General features: G+C 62.8%; 14 protein-coding genes. 5 read left to right on the forward strand and 9 right to left on the reverse strand.

Features of this window, described 5'->3' with window-relative positions:
* Nucleotides 1–163: 163 nt before the first annotated feature.
* From NKI54_RS02430 to NKI54_RS02440, 3 genes are all read right to left on the reverse strand, one after another.
* Nucleotides 164–925: a HugZ family pyridoxamine 5'-phosphate oxidase gene (locus NKI54_RS02430; RefSeq protein WP_352690547.1), complete on the reverse strand. Its 762-nt coding sequence runs from the start codon at nt 923–925 to the stop codon at nt 164–166.
* Nucleotides 926–941: 16 nt separating this feature from the next.
* Nucleotides 942–1,703 carry a 3-hydroxyacyl-CoA dehydrogenase gene (locus NKI54_RS02435; protein WP_023679551.1) on the reverse strand — a complete coding sequence of 254 codons (762 nt, stop codon included), beginning with the start codon at nt 1,701–1,703 and terminating at the stop codon, nt 942–944.
* Nucleotides 1,704–1,766: 63 nt separating this feature from the next.
* Nucleotides 1,767–2,321, reverse strand: coding sequence for a GNAT family N-acetyltransferase (locus NKI54_RS02440; protein WP_352690549.1), 555 nt, complete (start codon nt 2,319–2,321; stop codon nt 1,767–1,769).
* Between the two features lie 281 nt (nt 2,322–2,602).
* Here NKI54_RS02440 and NKI54_RS02445 point away from each other — a divergent pair, with 281 nt between their 5' ends.
* Nucleotides 2,603–3,592 (forward strand): glutathione S-transferase family protein, encoded by a 990-nt coding sequence (locus tag NKI54_RS02445; RefSeq protein ID WP_352690551.1) that lies wholly within the window; start codon nt 2,603–2,605, stop codon nt 3,590–3,592.
* Between the two features lie 10 nt (nt 3,593–3,602).
* Here the strand turns inward: NKI54_RS02445 and NKI54_RS02450 are convergent, their stop codons facing one another.
* Both NKI54_RS02450 and NKI54_RS02455 read right to left on the reverse strand, forming a co-directional pair.
* A complete protein-coding gene (locus NKI54_RS02450) occupies nt 3,603–4,076 on the reverse strand; it encodes a hypothetical protein (protein WP_352690553.1) in 474 nt (157 codons plus the stop codon).
* Nucleotides 4,077–4,167: 91 nt separating this feature from the next.
* Nucleotides 4,168–4,668, reverse strand: coding sequence for an NUDIX domain-containing protein (locus NKI54_RS02455; protein ID WP_352690555.1), 501 nt, complete (start codon nt 4,666–4,668; stop codon nt 4,168–4,170).
* A 53-nt stretch (nt 4,669–4,721) separates the two neighbouring features.
* Between NKI54_RS02455 and NKI54_RS02460 the strand changes: the two genes are divergently transcribed.
* Complete coding sequence (locus tag NKI54_RS02460; protein ID WP_352586933.1) at nt 4,722–5,666, forward strand: metallophosphoesterase family protein; 945 nt, start codon at nt 4,722–4,724, stop codon at nt 5,664–5,666.
* 76 nt (nt 5,667–5,742) lie between these two features.
* On the opposite strand, the gene NKI54_RS02465 is transcribed toward NKI54_RS02460, so the two are convergent.
* The 4 genes from NKI54_RS02465 to leuA all read right to left on the reverse strand — a co-directional run bounded on the left by NKI54_RS02465 (nt 5,743) and on the right by leuA (nt 11,208).
* Nucleotides 5,743–6,360 carry a hypothetical protein gene (locus tag NKI54_RS02465; protein WP_352690557.1) on the reverse strand — a complete coding sequence of 206 codons (618 nt, stop codon included), beginning with the start codon at nt 6,358–6,360 and terminating at the stop codon, nt 5,743–5,745.
* A 134-nt stretch (nt 6,361–6,494) separates the two neighbouring features.
* Nucleotides 6,495–7,298 (reverse strand): alpha/beta fold hydrolase, encoded by an 804-nt coding sequence (locus NKI54_RS02470; protein WP_352690559.1) that lies wholly within the window; start codon nt 7,296–7,298, stop codon nt 6,495–6,497.
* A 243-nt stretch (nt 7,299–7,541) separates the two neighbouring features.
* Nucleotides 7,542–9,329 (reverse strand): tetratricopeptide repeat protein, encoded by a 1,788-nt coding sequence (locus NKI54_RS02475; protein ID WP_352690560.1) that lies wholly within the window; start codon nt 9,327–9,329, stop codon nt 7,542–7,544.
* Between the two features lie 142 nt (nt 9,330–9,471).
* Nucleotides 9,472–11,208, reverse strand: a complete 1,737-nt coding sequence (leuA, locus tag NKI54_RS02480) for a 2-isopropylmalate synthase (RefSeq protein WP_352690562.1) — start codon at nt 11,206–11,208, stop codon at nt 9,472–9,474.
* Nucleotides 11,209–12,018: 810 nt separating this feature from the next.
* Here leuA and NKI54_RS02485 point away from each other — a divergent pair.
* From NKI54_RS02485 to NKI54_RS02495, 3 genes are read left to right on the forward strand one after another with little or no spacing between them, the layout of a single operon-like run.
* The gene (locus tag NKI54_RS02485; protein WP_352690564.1) at nt 12,019–13,185 is read left to right on the forward strand and encodes an ATP-grasp domain-containing protein; all 1,167 of its coding nucleotides are present in this window, start codon (nt 12,019–12,021) and stop codon (nt 13,183–13,185) included.
* A gap of 4 nt (nt 13,186–13,189) precedes the next feature.
* On the forward strand, nt 13,190–13,966 hold the full coding sequence (locus tag NKI54_RS02490; RefSeq protein ID WP_352690566.1) for an esterase family protein: 777 nt from the start codon (nt 13,190–13,192) through the stop codon (nt 13,964–13,966).
* Nucleotides 13,967–13,984: 18 nt separating this feature from the next.
* Entirely contained in the window at nt 13,985–14,299 is a 315-nt protein-coding gene (locus NKI54_RS02495) for a nuclear transport factor 2 family protein (protein WP_352575731.1), read from the forward strand.
* Nucleotides 14,300–14,450: the final 151 nt, after the last annotated feature.

A 14,450-nucleotide genomic window follows, 5' to 3' on the forward strand; every position in this document is an offset into this window, starting at 1 on the left:
TGCCTTCTTGCTCATCCGCCGCTATGGGGGCAATAGCGTCGGATTCCATAGACTTTCCCTATAGATGCACGCCAGCGATTCAGCGTCACTCGCAAAGGTAGAACATTTCGCTCAAATCTCAAGGCTTGCTTTCCATGCAAGCCGATTAACCGTGCGGCTGTGATTATTTTGCCGATCGGGCAGCCTTGGCCATGTCGACCAGGACAGGCCTGAGGTCGCGCGCCGCTCTCAGCGGCTCGGGGAAGAAAACCCGACAGACATTGTCGCCCGATATGAGATCCATCCCGTCGGCGTCGAACCCGGTGACGATCCAGCCGTCGCTCTCGGCCCCGCCGAAATGACTTGCGTAGAGGGCAATCGCATCGAGATGGTCGGCGTTCATGTGGTCGAGCGCCGATTGCTCGCCGGCGGCAAGCTCTTCGACGATCGCTCCCGTCGCGACCAGATCGGTGCGGTCGAGCAGATAGGCCTTGCCGAAGCCGCCGTTCAGGCTGGCGCGCTCCGGTTCGAGCCGGAAGATCGAGAAGTCGCCGAGCCCGGCATAGAGTTTTGCCTTGGGATTGCGGTTGAGGTAGCGCCGCTCGGCGCGGGCGTGCTCGTTCGAGCCGCGTTCCAGCCGCACGGCGCGGCAGACGAGCGTCAATCGCGGATGCGCCAGCGGATCGCCCTTGCCGGGTTCGCCGACGAGCAACGAACAGCGCGGGTCGGCAAGGATGGCGCCGGTATGGGCGGACAGCATCGATACCAGGATCAATGGCGTGCCGTCGATGTCTGTGGCGACGCCGACCCGGCTGGCCAGCGGCGAACCGGTTCCTGGTTCGAGCACTGCCAACGCGCCGAAACGGGCGCTGCGGATCAGCGTCTTTGCCAGCCTGATCGCCTCGGGATCGGTCGCGCGGATCACGTCCTTTTTTGGTTTGTCCAAAGCACCACCGTCGCGTTTATTTCGGCGCCATGCGGATAGCGCCGTCGAGGCGAATTGTCTCGCCGTTGAGCATCTGGTTCTCGATGATGTGCAAGGCAAGTGCCGCGTATTCCGAAGGCTCGCCCAAACGGGAAGGGAAGGGCACAGCGGCGCCGAGCGAATCCTGCACCTCCTGCGGCATGCCGGCCATCATCGGCGTCCTGAAGATGCCGGGTGCGATGGTGCAGACGCGAATGCCGGAGCGGGCGAGATCGCGCGCCACCGGCAGCGTCATGCCGACGACGCCGGCCTTGGACGCGGAATAGGCAGCCTGGCCGATCTGGCCGTCATAGGCTGCGACCGATGCGGTGTTGATAATAACGCCGCGCTCGCCGCCCTGCAGCGGTTCGAGCCTGGCGGTCCGGTCGGCGACCAGGCGGATCATGTTGAAGGTGCCGATCAGATTGACCTCGATCACCTTGCGGTATTGATCGAGCGGATGCGGTCCGTCCTTGCCGATCGTCTTCATGCCGACAACGATGCCGGCGCAATTGACCAGGATGCGCGGTGCGCCGAGCGTCTCTGCCGCTTCCGCGACTGCGGCGGCACCGCTCTCGGCGTCGCTCACATCGCATCGGACGGCGATGCCGCCGATGTCAGCCGCCACCTTGGCCGCACGCTCGATACCGAGATCGAGGACGGCAACCCTGGCGCCGCCGGCGGCAAGAGCGCGCGCCGTCGCCTCGCCAAGGCCGGAGCCGCCACCGGTGACGATCGCAATCTGGCCGTTCGGGTTCATCTCGACGTCCTCCTCCGTGCCCAGACTATGCCGCCAAGCCACCGTGCGACAGCACCGGCACGGTCATGCCATCGCGGCGATGTGCGCGGCAATCCTTGCCTGGTCGGCGTGGCAAACCTCGCCCGCCAGCCTCGCCACCGCGCCCGGCACGATCTCGTGCGCCAAAAGCCGGTCGGGGTCGACCGGACGCGGCATCGAGATCTGCCCGCGCGGCAGCCTCCTGAAGCCGAGCGGGCCGTAGTAGGGTTCGTCGCCGACCAGCATCACCGCCGGTGCGCCGGCCTTGGCGGCGGCTTCCAGCGCGATTGCCACTAGCTTGCGGCCAATGCCGAGATTTTTGAAGGCCGGCCGCACAGCGAGCGGCCCGAGCATCAGCGCGCGGCCGGCACCGGCGGCGATGCGCGTCATCCGTACCGAGGCGACGACGATTGCGCCATCGACGGCCACGAAGGACAAAGCGCGTTCGTGCGGGCCACCTTGGCGGATCTTGTAGGCGGCAAGCACGAAACGGCCCGGCCCGAAGGCCTCGTCATTGATGGCTTCGATTTCAGGATCGTGCGCCGGAGTTTCCGGTAGGTATTTCACGTCGGCCAGGTATTTCAAGTCGGCAAGGCTCATGGTCTTTGCGTTCCGGTATGCGAGGAAAGGTTTGCTGCAAGCGGCAGCATTCGCCAGTCAGCGCTTCATCAAGCGCGGGCGCTCTTTCGTCGTCGGTCGAACCGGATCACGGCAAAGTCGAACATGCGGATTGTCCGCTAGCACCAATTTTCAGCCGCCGCAATCGGCCCGCGCAGCCGACCGCACTCGACGACGCAGCCGTTGACGATCTGTTCAGCATCGGGGATTTCCGCGGCGCCGCTTGGTGCCCTACATCGGACAGGAACGCGAAAGGATATTGCATGGGATTGCTAGTCGAAGGCCAATGGCAGGACCGCCGGTACGATAGCGGGGAGAGCGGCGGCAAATTCGTGCGCGCGCAGTCGCAGTGGCGCGACTGGGTGACCCGCGACGGCGCGCCGGCCGAAGGGCGAAAACGCGGCTTCAAGGCCGAGCCCGGCCGCTACCACCTCTATGTCTCGCTCGCCTGCCCGTGGGCGCATCGGACGTTGATCTTTCGCGTGCTCAAAAAACTCGAGGACGTGATTTCCATCTCGGTCGTCCATCATTTCATGGGCGCCGACGGCTGGACGTTCCTGGCCGAGGACGGCGCCACCGGCGACACGCTCTACGGCCTCGATTTCCTGCACCAGATCTACACCAGGGCCGATCCCGGCTATTCGGGCCGGGTCACCGTTCCCGTGCTGTGGGACAAACGCGAGCAGACCATCGTTTCGAACGAATCCTCCGAGATCATCCGCATGCTCAATTCGGCCTTCGACGAATGGGGCGATGCCAGGCTCGATTTCTATCCGCAACCGCTGCGCGGTGAGATCGATGCGGTCAACGCGCTGGTCTATCCCGCGGTCAACAATGGCGTTTACCGCGCCGGCTTCGCCACCACGCAGGCGGCCTACGAGGAGGCGTTCGGCGAATTGTTCTCGACGCTCGACATGCTGGAGGACCGTCTGTCAAGGCAGCGCTATCTCGTCGGCGGCCGCATCACCGAGGCGGACTGGCGGCTGTTCACGACACTGGTCCGCTTCGACCCGGTCTATGTCGGCCATTTCAAGTGCAATCTGCGCCGCATCGCCGACTATCCGAACCTGTCGAATTATCTGCGCGACCTCTACCAGGTGCCAGGCGTCGCCGGCACGGTGAATTTGCACCACATCAAGTCGCATTATTACGGCAGCCACGAGACGATCAACCCGACGCGCATCGTGCCGGTCGGGCCGGAGCTGGACTACGCCGCGCCGCATGACCGGGCGCGATTCAGGAAGGCGGCGTGAGACCGGTGACCTAGCGGAAGGTTTCGGAGTCCATCTTTGCCCTTCTAACGAGTTCAGCTTTCAATATGGTATTTCCAAATCGATTGGAGTAGCCGAGCGACGTTGCCAGGAACGCAACGATGCCGCTGATCATGACGATCAGGACCGACATCTGGGGCGGGATTGCGCGTAACAATCCCGACGGCAGAAGCACAGCCATTCCCAAAATCATTTCTATCATGGTTGAGAAGCCGACCATTTTCCAGAATTCAGTGCGAGTAAAAAGCTGAGCATGTCGCTTTATAAAAACGAAATATGTCACGAATGCCGCAACTAATTGTATTGCGAATTGGATGAATCTTCCAACTTTTGCTAAAATATATGGATCTATCGCAAGAACTATTGTCGAAATTAAGGCTTTCACAGAAAATGCTATCACATAAATTCCCGTGTAAAGTGATACATAGAGCGCGATTCTAAACCTATCGTTTTGGCTGTGTTGCATTTTTTCTCCTCATCGCTCAGCATGTATCTCTCTGAGAACAATGGATGCTGCCGGTCTATACCGAAGCAGCCAAAGCTGTTGAAGAGATGATCTACCAGTAAGGCGATGCCGAATTCCCCTCAAAAACTTCGGCAATCCGCCGCAGCGTCGCCGGTGTCGTGCCCTGGGGCAAGCGGTCGAGCGGGAAGAAGCCGGCTTCGGCGATCTCGCGGTCGGGCAGCTTGGGTGCTGGCTGGTCGAACTCCTCGACCAGATAGAGGCCGACATGGTCGCGTCGGCTGGCGCGGCGGTTGAAATGCAGGGATTTCAGCACCGGCGGTCCGGTCAGCGCGATGTTGCCTTCCTCGAAGACTTCGCGCGTCAGCGCTTCGATCATCGTCTCGCCCAACTCGACGCCACCGCCCGGAAGGTGCCAGCCCGGGACATAGGTGTGGCGGATGAGGAAGACGGAATTGGAGCGGCGGTCGTGGATCAAGCCGCGCACGCCGAGCGTCATCGGCCGCCGCAGTACGAAGTACAGGTGAAACAGCCTTGCCCTGAAGCCCGGCCAGCCGGTCTGACGCAGGGCTTGCTCCGGATCCGGCGTCGTCATCGTCCGCGAAACCGTGAGTGGAAAGCCGCGCGCGCCTCGCCTATGAAGAAAAGATGTTCAGGCTCGCGCATATTTCCGATGTCCATCTGGGGCCGCTTCCCGATGTAACCTATCGCGATCTCGCCTCCAAGCGCGTGGTCGGTTACGTCAATTGGCAGCGCAACCGCCGCCGCTACATGCACGATGCCGTCATCGACACGATCGTCGCCGACATGAAGGCCAGCGGGCCGGACCATCTCACCATCACCGGTGACCTGGTCAATCTGGCGCTCGACGGTGAGCTCGAGATGGCCAAGCACTGGCTGGAGACGCTGGGCTCGCCCAACGACGTGTCGGTGGTGCCTGGAAACCATGACGCCTATGTGCCGGGCGCCTTCGACAAGACCTGCCGGTCCTGGGCGGCGTGGATGACCGGCGACGGCGTCAATACGCCGGTCGACCGCAACACCTTTCCGTATCTGCGGGTGCGCGGCGAAGTTGCGCTGATCGGCGTCTCGACGGCGCGCGCCACGGCTCCCTTCATGGCCAACGGCTTCTTTCTGGAAGGCCAGGCGGAAAGGCTGCGCGGCATCCTCGACGCCACGGGCAAGCAGGGCCTGTTCCGAGTGATCATGATCCACCACCCGCCGGTGCGCGGCGCCGTTTCGCAGAACAAGCGGCTGTTCGGCATCTCGCGCTTCCACAAGGTTCTTCACCGGCACGGCGCCGAGCTTGTGCTGCACGGCCATTCGCATGTGCCGTCGCTCTTCTTCATCGGCGCCCGCAAGACCAAAATCCCGGTGGTCGGGGTCGCCGCCGCCGGGCAGGCGCCCGGCAGTTCGCATGCGCCGGCGCAATACAATCTGCTCGACATCGACGGTGAAAAGGACAAGTGGCGGATCAGGCTGACGCGCCGCGGCCTGACCGGGCCGGCATTGCCGCCCAGCGACCTGCAGACAATGGAGCTTGGCGTCGAAGCCGAGGCCTCGATGGCTAGAGCAATTCCAGGAAAAGTGTGAAACGGTTTTCCGTCCGGAATTGGGTCAAAACAAAGAGATAGTGCGGTTCAGCGTTTCCGTGAAACGCTGAACCGCTCTAGAAGCTGATTTTCATTGCAACGATGCGGTCCCAGAACAACACGAGCGAAATCGCCAGGCCGACCAGGGCGCCTGCGGCGATCAGGCCGAGGCCCGAGAAGAACGCCGACCAGCCGTTGCTGCGCCCAGGGACATGCAGCGGCGGCTCAGCCTCCGCCACCAGGGCGCGTTTCAGGCCGGCGACGGCTTGCTCGATGCCGCCTTCCATCATCCTCTGGCGTTCGACGACGCGCTCGGCGACATAGCGCGTCACCTGGTCGGCAACGACCTTCATCTCTGTCGACTCGGCGAGCACGACGCGGCCGATGCGCGTGTCCTTGAGAAAGCGGTAGGTGCGGCGGTCGCGTCCCATGGCGACATGGCTGACGGCGTCGATCCACAGCCGTGGCTGCAGGCCGGACGAGACGGCGAAGTCGAAACTGTCCATATCGGTGGGTACGTCGCCGAAGACCGGCGCGAGTTCGGCGGCAAGCAGATCGAGCCGCATGCGATGCGCTTCGCGCATCTCGACGACGACGTCGTCGCGGTCGGCGAAGGCGTTCTTGACGTCGCGAATGGCATCGGACAGTTTTCGCGACTGATCGATCTGGGTGATGTTCTCGCCTGCGTCCTTCATCGGCGTTGCCTCGCGGGGTTTGGTTAACACCGAATTAACACAGCCGCCGGCAAATTGCACTTGCGAGATCGATGAGCGGGCAAGGGTTCGCTGGAGCAGCACCAGCGCCGCCGCCGTGCCTGCGCGAAGACCGATCAGCTCGCCGCAGCGGCGAATCCCGGACGAAGCCGCCTGCTGCGGCGTCGCATATTGCGACGGACGGCCTCGACGACCAGGCCGGGCGCTTCCTCGACCAGCATATGGCCGGCTTCCAGCACGTGGTGCAGATGAAAATGCTTCGGCACGCCGTCCGCCTGGCTGACGGGCAGCACCGCGTCGTCGGTTCCCCAAACCACCATGACCGGCATGTTCAGCGTTTCCAGCCGTTCGCGCTGAATGACGCCTTGCCGATCATCCCTGGTCATGGCGGCTGCGAACTCGACAAGTGTCCGCGACTGGCCGGGACGCCGGCGCATCTCGTTGACGAGATCGACCCTATGCTGCAAGGGCCGGCTTTGCGGTCCCGACATGGCGGCAAGACAGGCGCGGATTTCATCCGTGCCGGCAGCGGCGGCGTAGCGACGCAGCAGCGGACCATTGATCTCAGGACCAAAACCGCCCGGCGACAGCAGCGTCAGCGAGGCCATCTTTTCCGGCTCGCTCAAGGCCATCAGGGCAGCAACCGTCCCGCCCATCGAATGACCGACGAGATGAGCCCGCTTTATCCCGCGAGCGGAAAGATCCGCAAGGACGGCACTGGCTGCAATCCTGGCCGGACCGCCGCCCGGAAAATCGAGCGACAGCCCATGTCCCGGCAGATCATAGGCCAGGGTCCGCGCGCCGGGCGCCAGAGACTCGGCCACATCGCGCCAGTCGTCGTGGCAGCCACCGAAACCATGCAGGAAGGCAATCGTTGTCGGGCCGGTGCCCCGTTCGGCAGCGTAAAGGGATGGGGTCATGCAAACTTTATGGCTTGGTGCCGGGATCAGTCAGGATGCCGGGGGCGGTCTTATGCGGATCAGTCTTGCGGGAGGTCAGACTTATGCGGAGATCAGTCTTATGCGGAGATCAGTCTTATGCGGGATCAGACCTATATGGGATCAGATTGGCCGGTTCAAATTGTGTCTGAATTGCGCTTTGGCCGTCCGGATGGCCAGTAAAATCTTCGCGATCACCTGACGTCGTGCACGCGCCGGGAGACGTCAGCTGGCGCCGCCAAGGCCGGCGGCGCGCAGGGCTTCCACCAGCCGGTTGGTCAGATCGGCGGGATATCTTCGTTCGACGAAAGTTGCGCGCGGATCGGCTGCGAATTTCGGGAATTTGGCGGTCAGTTCCTGCAGCAGCCTGCTCGCCAGCTTCTCGCGGCCGGCAGCCTTGGCGCCGATCAGCCGCGCCGCCAGATAATGCGATTTCATTTCCGTCGTTCGCAAGCCGTCGCTGGCGAGCGTGGCCTTGTTCATGTCGCCCATCATGAACTCTCCGGCGAACAGCCCGTAATCCCACCATGTCGGATGGGCGCTGGCGATGTCCACCGCGTGAGCGATGATCGGGGTGCCCTCGCTGTACCTGCCGGCGAAAACCAGCCCGTAGCCATAGGCGGCGGCCATTGCGAGATCGTAGGGATTGAGCTCATAGGCCTTGCGCATCCAGCGGATCGATTCCGCGGAATCGCCCATGCGCGAATTGAGATAACCAAGGGCGCGGTGCGCGTAGGGGCTGGTCGGGCCCATCTGGATGGCGCGATGGGCAAACGTCATCGCTTTGTCGATCGTCGCGTCGGCGGGATAGGGATAGTGGTCGGTGACCGCTTCGAGATGCAAGGAAGCGAGTTCCGAATAGACGAGCGACGACTTCGCCTCCCGGTTGGCAAGATCTTCGAGGCAGCGGTAAGCGGCTTCGTGCGTCTGGGCGTTCTGGTCGAGATAATATTTGCCGTTGAGCACCAGACACGCCGTCAGCCCGGTCTGGATGCCGCTCTGCTCGATGTAGTTGTAGATCGTGCCCGAGGCGGGAAGAGCCGAGCTCAAAATGCCGGAGATCTGGTCCTCGATGGCGGTGTTCGCGCTGTCGCCGGCGGTCAGGTTGCGTGAGAGCAGCACGCGGCCGGTCGCCACGCTTTGCAGCTCGAGCATGGTGTCGCCGCTACGCGGCCCGGGCAGGACATCGAACACGAAGCTGGCGGCGTCGGTTACTGGATCGGGCGGGCTGTCGGCATCACGGCCGATGAAATTGATGGTATCGAAGCCGCTGAGGCCGGCGCGCAGCGATGCGGCGACACGGCGAGCCAGGTCGCTGTCGGCCTTGATGGCGATGTAGACCTGGGGGAGGTTTTCAACGGGAGGCGCTGCTATGCTGCCGGTCGCCACCGCGGTCTCGACCGCCGTGTCGCCGCCGGTCAGCAATACCACGCTGCCCTGGCGAAGGATCAGCACACCCAGCATGAGGATGACCAGCGCGATCGCCAGCCAGAAGAACTGCAAATGGCGTTGCAGCGAAGGAGCAGCAGGGGCGACGGCTGGAACGCTCAGCAATGCAGCCGGATGTGCCCGGTTGCGGGCATCTTCCGGCGATCCGGGCGGGGCGTTTGTCGCCTCCTCTGTCGCCGGCTGCGGCTTGCTCTCTGCCTCAGCCTCTGCCGGCAAGCGAATGGCGTTGAGTTCGTAGGACGGAACATAGCCGCCGCGCGGAATGGCGATGCGGACCGGTTCGGCAACGCCCTCATTGGCGAAATACTGCTGCAGAAGCTCGCGCAGCCTGCCGGCCTGCACCCGCACCACCGCATCGGTCGACGGATCGAAATCGCCGTCCTTGCCGAACACGTCCATCGCGATGGAGAAGCCCTTGAGCCTGTCGGCTTCGCCTGCCTGCTCGCGCTCGACCAGGTAGCGGAGCAGCTTGCGCGCGCGCTCGGATCGTCCGAACGTTTCGCTGGCAAGCAATCGCTCCAACGTTTCGCGCACTGCGGGGGCGGCAGGCGTGGTATGCTGCAAGTGTCGATCCCTTCGAATTCGGCACAGGTTGAGGTACGATCATATCGCGCTGGCGGCGCCTTACAAGCATGTGCTTATGGTGCGATAGCGTACCCACCGGATAAATTCCGGTGGGCCGATGGCGGGAGCCTGACCGTTTCGGCTAGCCGCGCTTTCGGCCGACGATGCGGTTGGCGGCCGAAACCACGGCTTCTAGCGAGGCGGCGACGATGTTGGTGTTGATGCCGGCGCCGAACAGCTTGCCGCCCGGATGTTCCATCTCGACATAGGAAATGGCCGAGGCATTCGAGCCGCGCTGCATGGAATGCTCGGAATAATCGAGCACCGACATCGGCACCCCGACATGGCGCGACAGCGCATCGACGAAGCCGTCGATCGGGCCGGTGCCGGTGCCTGATATGGTCACCTCCTTGCCTTTGTCGAGGATCACCGCTTCGATCACGCGCCGGCCCTTGACCTCGGTGTCGGGATAGGTGTGGTGGTCGAGGAACTTCAGCCGCGCGCCGGGCTGGTCGACATAGGTGTCGAGAAAGCGCTCGTAGATGCGCTTGACCGGCACCTCCTTGCCTTCGGCGTCGGTGATCGCCTGGATAGCCTGGCTGAACTCGATCTGCAGGTTGCGCGGCAGGTTGAGGCCGTAATCCGCATGCAGCACATAGGCGATGCCGCCCTTGCCGGACTGCGAGTTGATGCGGATGATGGCTTCGTAGCTGCGGCCGACATCGGCCGGGTCGATCGGCAGATAGGGCACCTCCCAATGCGGCGTGTTGGCCTTGCGCAGCGCCTTCATGCCCTTGTTGATGGCATCCTGGTGCGAGCCGGAAAAGGCGGTGTAGACGAGCTCGCCGACATAAGGGTGGCGCTCCGGGATCTTCAGCTGGTTGGAGTATTCGTAGACGTCCTTCATGCGGTTGATGTCGGAGCAGTCGAGCCCGGGATCGACGCCTTGCGTGTACATGTTGAGCGCCAGCGTGACGATGTCGACATTGCCGGTGCGCTCACCATTGCCGAACAGCGTGCCTTCGACGCGGTCGGCGCCCGCCATCAGGCCGAGTTCGGTGGTGGCGATGCCGGTGCCGCGGTCGTTGTGCGGATGCAGCGAGATCAAGAGGTTCTCGCGATTGTCGAGGTTGCGGCACATCCATTCAATGCGGTCGGCATAGATGTTGGGCGTCGACATCTCGACCGTGGAGGGCAGGTTGATGATCAGCTTGTTCTCCGCCGTCGGCTTGACGATCTCGGTGACCGCGTTGCATATCTCCAGCGCCACTTCGAGCTCGGTGCCGGTAAAGCTCTCCGGCGAATATTCGAAACGGTAGCCGCCGCCGGCCTTGGCCGCCATGTCCGTGATCATCTTGGCCGCATCTGTGGCGATGCGCTTGATGCCGGCGACGTCCTTCTCGAAGACGACGCGGCGCTGCAATTCGCTGGTCGAGTTGTAGAAATGGACGATCGGGTTGGTGGCGCCCTTCAGCGCCTCGAAAGTGCGGGTGATCAGTTCCGGCCGGCACTGCACCAGCACCTGCAGCGAGACGTCGGCGGGCACGTTGCCCTGTTCGATGCACCAGCGGGCGAAATCGAAGTCGGTCTGCGAGGCCGACGGGAAGCCGATCTCGATCTCCTTGAAGCCCATGTCGAGCAGCAGGGCGAACATGCGCGCCTTGCGTTCCTGGCCCATCGGATCGATCAGCGCCTGGTTGCCGTCGCGCAGGTCGACCGAGCACCAGATCGGCGCCTTGTCGATCACTTTCGAAGGCCAGGTGCGATCGGCGAGGCCGACGGTCGGATAGGGCTGGTACTTCCGGGCAGCATCCGGCATGCCCCTCGCGGGCTTGGCGGTTTCCTCTACATTCAGACGGATATCTTCTCGTGCGTTCATCGTCTTTTCTCCCGGCGGCTCGCGGATCCAGCTTCAGGCGGATTGGTGGCGAGCGGCGCCTTTACCAGAATTTCGTTCGCTTGATGTGACGTGCCAATTTGTGACTGGCCAAGGAGCGTGCGCGTGAGCGGCAATTCGACCGCCGGGCGCTCCTTCAGCGAACCCGGCGATCGCCGATAAGGCCGAGAAGCAGCAGGGTCGAGGCAAGCGCGCGGACGGTCTGGCCGGCAATGCCGGTCGGACGGGACGCAAAAGAGGTGGCGCGCGGGCTCATGGCGGATTTCATACAGGAGCGGGTAAAGCGAGGCAAGTGGGAGCATTGGAGGTGGGTGAAGCTGTCGATCCAGCCTCTCAAGACCTGGGTTCCTCGCCCCCGCGAAGCGGGGGAGAGGTGGCCGCCCACGGGTCTTGCCTTCGGCAAGCCCGAGGACAGGCTCCGCGGCCGGAGAGGGGGCGTTCGTAGGGCGCAGTCCCCTCTCCGTCTCGGCTTCGCCGAGCCACCTATGCCATTTTCGTGGGGCGAGGAACCCAAGCTGCAATGAAGGCGCGGCGCCGACATCAAGCGATTTTTCCTGATTACAGCAACTTTGTTCTTGCTTTGTGCCGGCAGCTATGCTACTAATTTGGGTATGGTGCTGACTGGCGCCGAGGACCCGCTGTCGAGGCGGGTTTTTTATTTCACGGTTTTGGCGTCACCTTTCGCGGACCCAGCCGCTCACCTGATCCAGTTGCTCTTCCCCGAGCCCGGCAAATGCGCCAGAGTCGATTGTCGGCGGGGGTGCGATGGCTTGCCCCCGGGAGGGATCGTCCATGAACTTCGTGTTCTTCTCGCCGCATTTTCCAGCCAATGGCGCCGATTTCTGCGACCGGCTGAACAAGGCCGGCGCCACCGTGCTCGGCATTGGCGACGCGCCGTTCGATGCGCTGGACGGCAAATTGAAGGCCGCCCTTTCGGAATATTACCGCATCGACGACATGGAGGAGTACGAGCCGGTGTTCCGGGCGATCGGCCATTTCATCCACAAATGGGGCCGCGTCGACCGGTTTGAATCGCTCAACGAGCATTGGCTGGAGCTGGAAGCCAATATCCGCACCGACTTCAACATCTTCGGCACCAAGCTCGACTTCGTGAAGAATTTGAAACGCAAGAGCCGCATGCGGGCGTTCTTCCGCAAGAGCGGCGTCGAAACCATCCCGCAACGCAAGTGCTCCGACCGCGCCGGCGCCATGACCTTCATCCGCCGCGTCGGCTATCCCGTGGTGGTGAAGCCGGATTCCGGCTCCGGCGCTTCGAACACTTTCAAAATCTCCAACGCCGGCGAACTCGACAGCTTCTTCAGGGACAAGCCGGAAGGCGTCAGCTTCGTGATGGAGCAATTCATCGAAGGGCTGGTGGTCACCTATGACGGGCTGGTCAACCGCGACGGCGAGGTGGTGCTGGCCGCCAGCCACCGCTACGACCAGAGCGTCATGGAGGTGGTCAACCGCGACCGCCATATGAGCTATGTCTGTTTTCCCGAGATCAGCCGGGCGGTCGAGGAGGCCGGCAGGAAAATCCTCAAGGCGTTCGACGTGCGCGAGCGCTTCTTCCACATCGAGCTGTTCGAAACCAGGGACGACCGGGTCATCGCGCTGGAGGTCAACATGCGGCCGCCTGGCGCCTGGATGACCGATGCCATCAATTACACCTTCGATATCGATGTCTATGCCGCCTGGGCCGACATGGTGGTCAAGGACGCCGCCGGCGGCCCTTACAAGGGCAAGTATTTCACCGCCTATGCCAGCCGCAAGCGGCATCTCAACTATGTGCACAGCCATGCCGACGTGCTGGCCGCCCATGGCGACATGATCGTCCATCATCACGCCATCGAGGAGGTTTTCAGCCGCGCCATGGGAAACTACGCCTATCAGCTGCGCTCCACCGACCCGAAGGCGCTGCGTCGGGCGGTCGACTACATCCATGCGGAAAAGGCGTGAGGCGATGGACGTTTCCTACCACAAGGGTTTTGGCCGCAACCTCGGCCGCGACATGGAATACAAGCGCTACGGCCATGCCGGCCGACCCGTGGTTGTGTTCCCGACTTCGCAAGGGCGGTTCTACCAGTTCGAGGATTCCGGCGCGGTTTCGGCTCTCGCCGAGTTCGTCGACACCGGTCGCATCCAGTTGTTCACGCTGGACGGCATCGATGCGGAATCCTTCTTCGATCGCCATGCCGAGCCGGCCCATCGCATCGCCCGGCATGAAGCGTATTTCCGCTATGTGCGCGAAGAGGCGCTGCCGGAACTCCTGTCTGCCGCGGCCGAGGCCAATGGCGGGCGTACGCTGAAGCCGCTGTTTTGCGGCTGCTCGATGGGCGGCTATCATTCGTCGAATTTCGTCTTCCGCTTTCCGGAACTGGCCAGCGGCGTCATCGCGCTGTCGGGGGTTTACTCGACCCACGATTTCTTCGGCAGTGCGCTCGACGGACAGATTTTCTTCAACTCGCCGCTCGACTACCTGCCGGGTATCGTCGATCCGGGGCTGCTTGGCAGGCTGAAGGCGCTGCGGCTGATCTTCTGCTGCGGGCAGGGTGCCTGGGAGGAACGGATGCTGGCCGATACGCAGGCGCTGGAACAGATCCTGCGTGACAAGTCGATTCCGGCCTGGGTCGACTATTGGGGCGGCGATGTCGCGCATGAATGGCCGTGGTGGCACAAGCAACTGGTCTATTTCTTCGCTCGCTGGCTGGACGACGATCTGATGCACCGGCTGGATTAGGCCACCTGGAGGAAGGAAATGACTAGGCCCGATGCCATCCGCCGCTTTGTCGAAGCCACCAATGCCGGCGACACCAAAGCTTTCCTCGAGACGTTCACTCCCGATGCCTTCCTGAGCGACTGGGGCCGGTCGTTCAAGGGCCGCGAGCAGATTGCGCGCTGGAACCAGTCGGACAATATCGGCGTGCAGTCCAAACTTAGCATCATTGGTATCGAACCGGCGGGCGAGACCTATCACGTCCGCATTGCCGTCACAGGCAACGGCTTCGACGGCGAGGGCGACATGGCGTTCACCCTGGACGGCGATCGCATCTCCAGCCTGGTGATCAGCTGAAGGATATTTTCAAGGCCCTTTAGGCCACCTCGCCGACACGGCCGCCGTTGCTCGCGCGGGACTCATTGGCTTGATGCAAAAACATGACTTTGTTTATCATCTTTTTAGTGGAAACAGCGGGCCGGCTGTGGCATTCCGGCGTGGCGAGGAC

Origin of the sequence: Mesorhizobium sp. M0663, assembly GCF_040320585.1 — a bacterium.
Lineage (GTDB): Bacteria > Pseudomonadota > Alphaproteobacteria > Rhizobiales > Rhizobiaceae > Mesorhizobium.

Excerpts from the sequence above, each read along its gene's own strand:
- NKI54_RS02450 (WP_352690553.1), bottom strand. The coding sequence starts at position 4,076 with ATGCAACACAGCCAAAACGATAGGTTTAGAATCGCGCTCTATGTATCA.
- NKI54_RS02460 (WP_352586933.1), top strand. The coding sequence starts at position 4,722 with ATGTTCAGGCTCGCGCATATTTCCGATGTCCATCTGGGGCCGCTTCCC.
- NKI54_RS02455 (WP_352690555.1), bottom strand. The coding sequence starts at position 4,668 with ATGACGACGCCGGATCCGGAGCAAGCCCTGCGTCAGACCGGCTGGCCG.
- NKI54_RS02465 (WP_352690557.1), bottom strand. The coding sequence starts at position 6,360 with ATGAAGGACGCAGGCGAGAACATCACCCAGATCGATCAGTCGCGAAAA.
- NKI54_RS02485 (WP_352690564.1), top strand. The coding sequence starts at position 12,019 with ATGAACTTCGTGTTCTTCTCGCCGCATTTTCCAGCCAATGGCGCCGAT.
- NKI54_RS02435 (WP_023679551.1), bottom strand. The coding sequence starts at position 1,703 with ATGAACCCGAACGGCCAGATTGCGATCGTCACCGGTGGCGGCTCCGGC.
- NKI54_RS02445 (WP_352690551.1), top strand. The coding sequence starts at position 2,603 with ATGGGATTGCTAGTCGAAGGCCAATGGCAGGACCGCCGGTACGATAGC.
- NKI54_RS02470 (WP_352690559.1), bottom strand. The coding sequence starts at position 7,298 with ATGACCCCATCCCTTTACGCTGCCGAACGGGGCACCGGCCCGACAACG.
- NKI54_RS02490 (WP_352690566.1), top strand. The coding sequence starts at position 13,190 with ATGGACGTTTCCTACCACAAGGGTTTTGGCCGCAACCTCGGCCGCGAC.
- NKI54_RS02440 (WP_352690549.1), bottom strand. The coding sequence starts at position 2,321 with ATGAGCCTTGCCGACTTGAAATACCTGGCCGACGTGAAATACCTACCG.
- leuA (WP_352690562.1), bottom strand. The coding sequence starts at position 11,208 with ATGAACGCACGAGAAGATATCCGTCTGAATGTAGAGGAAACCGCCAAG.
- NKI54_RS02495 (WP_352575731.1), top strand. The coding sequence starts at position 13,985 with ATGACTAGGCCCGATGCCATCCGCCGCTTTGTCGAAGCCACCAATGCC.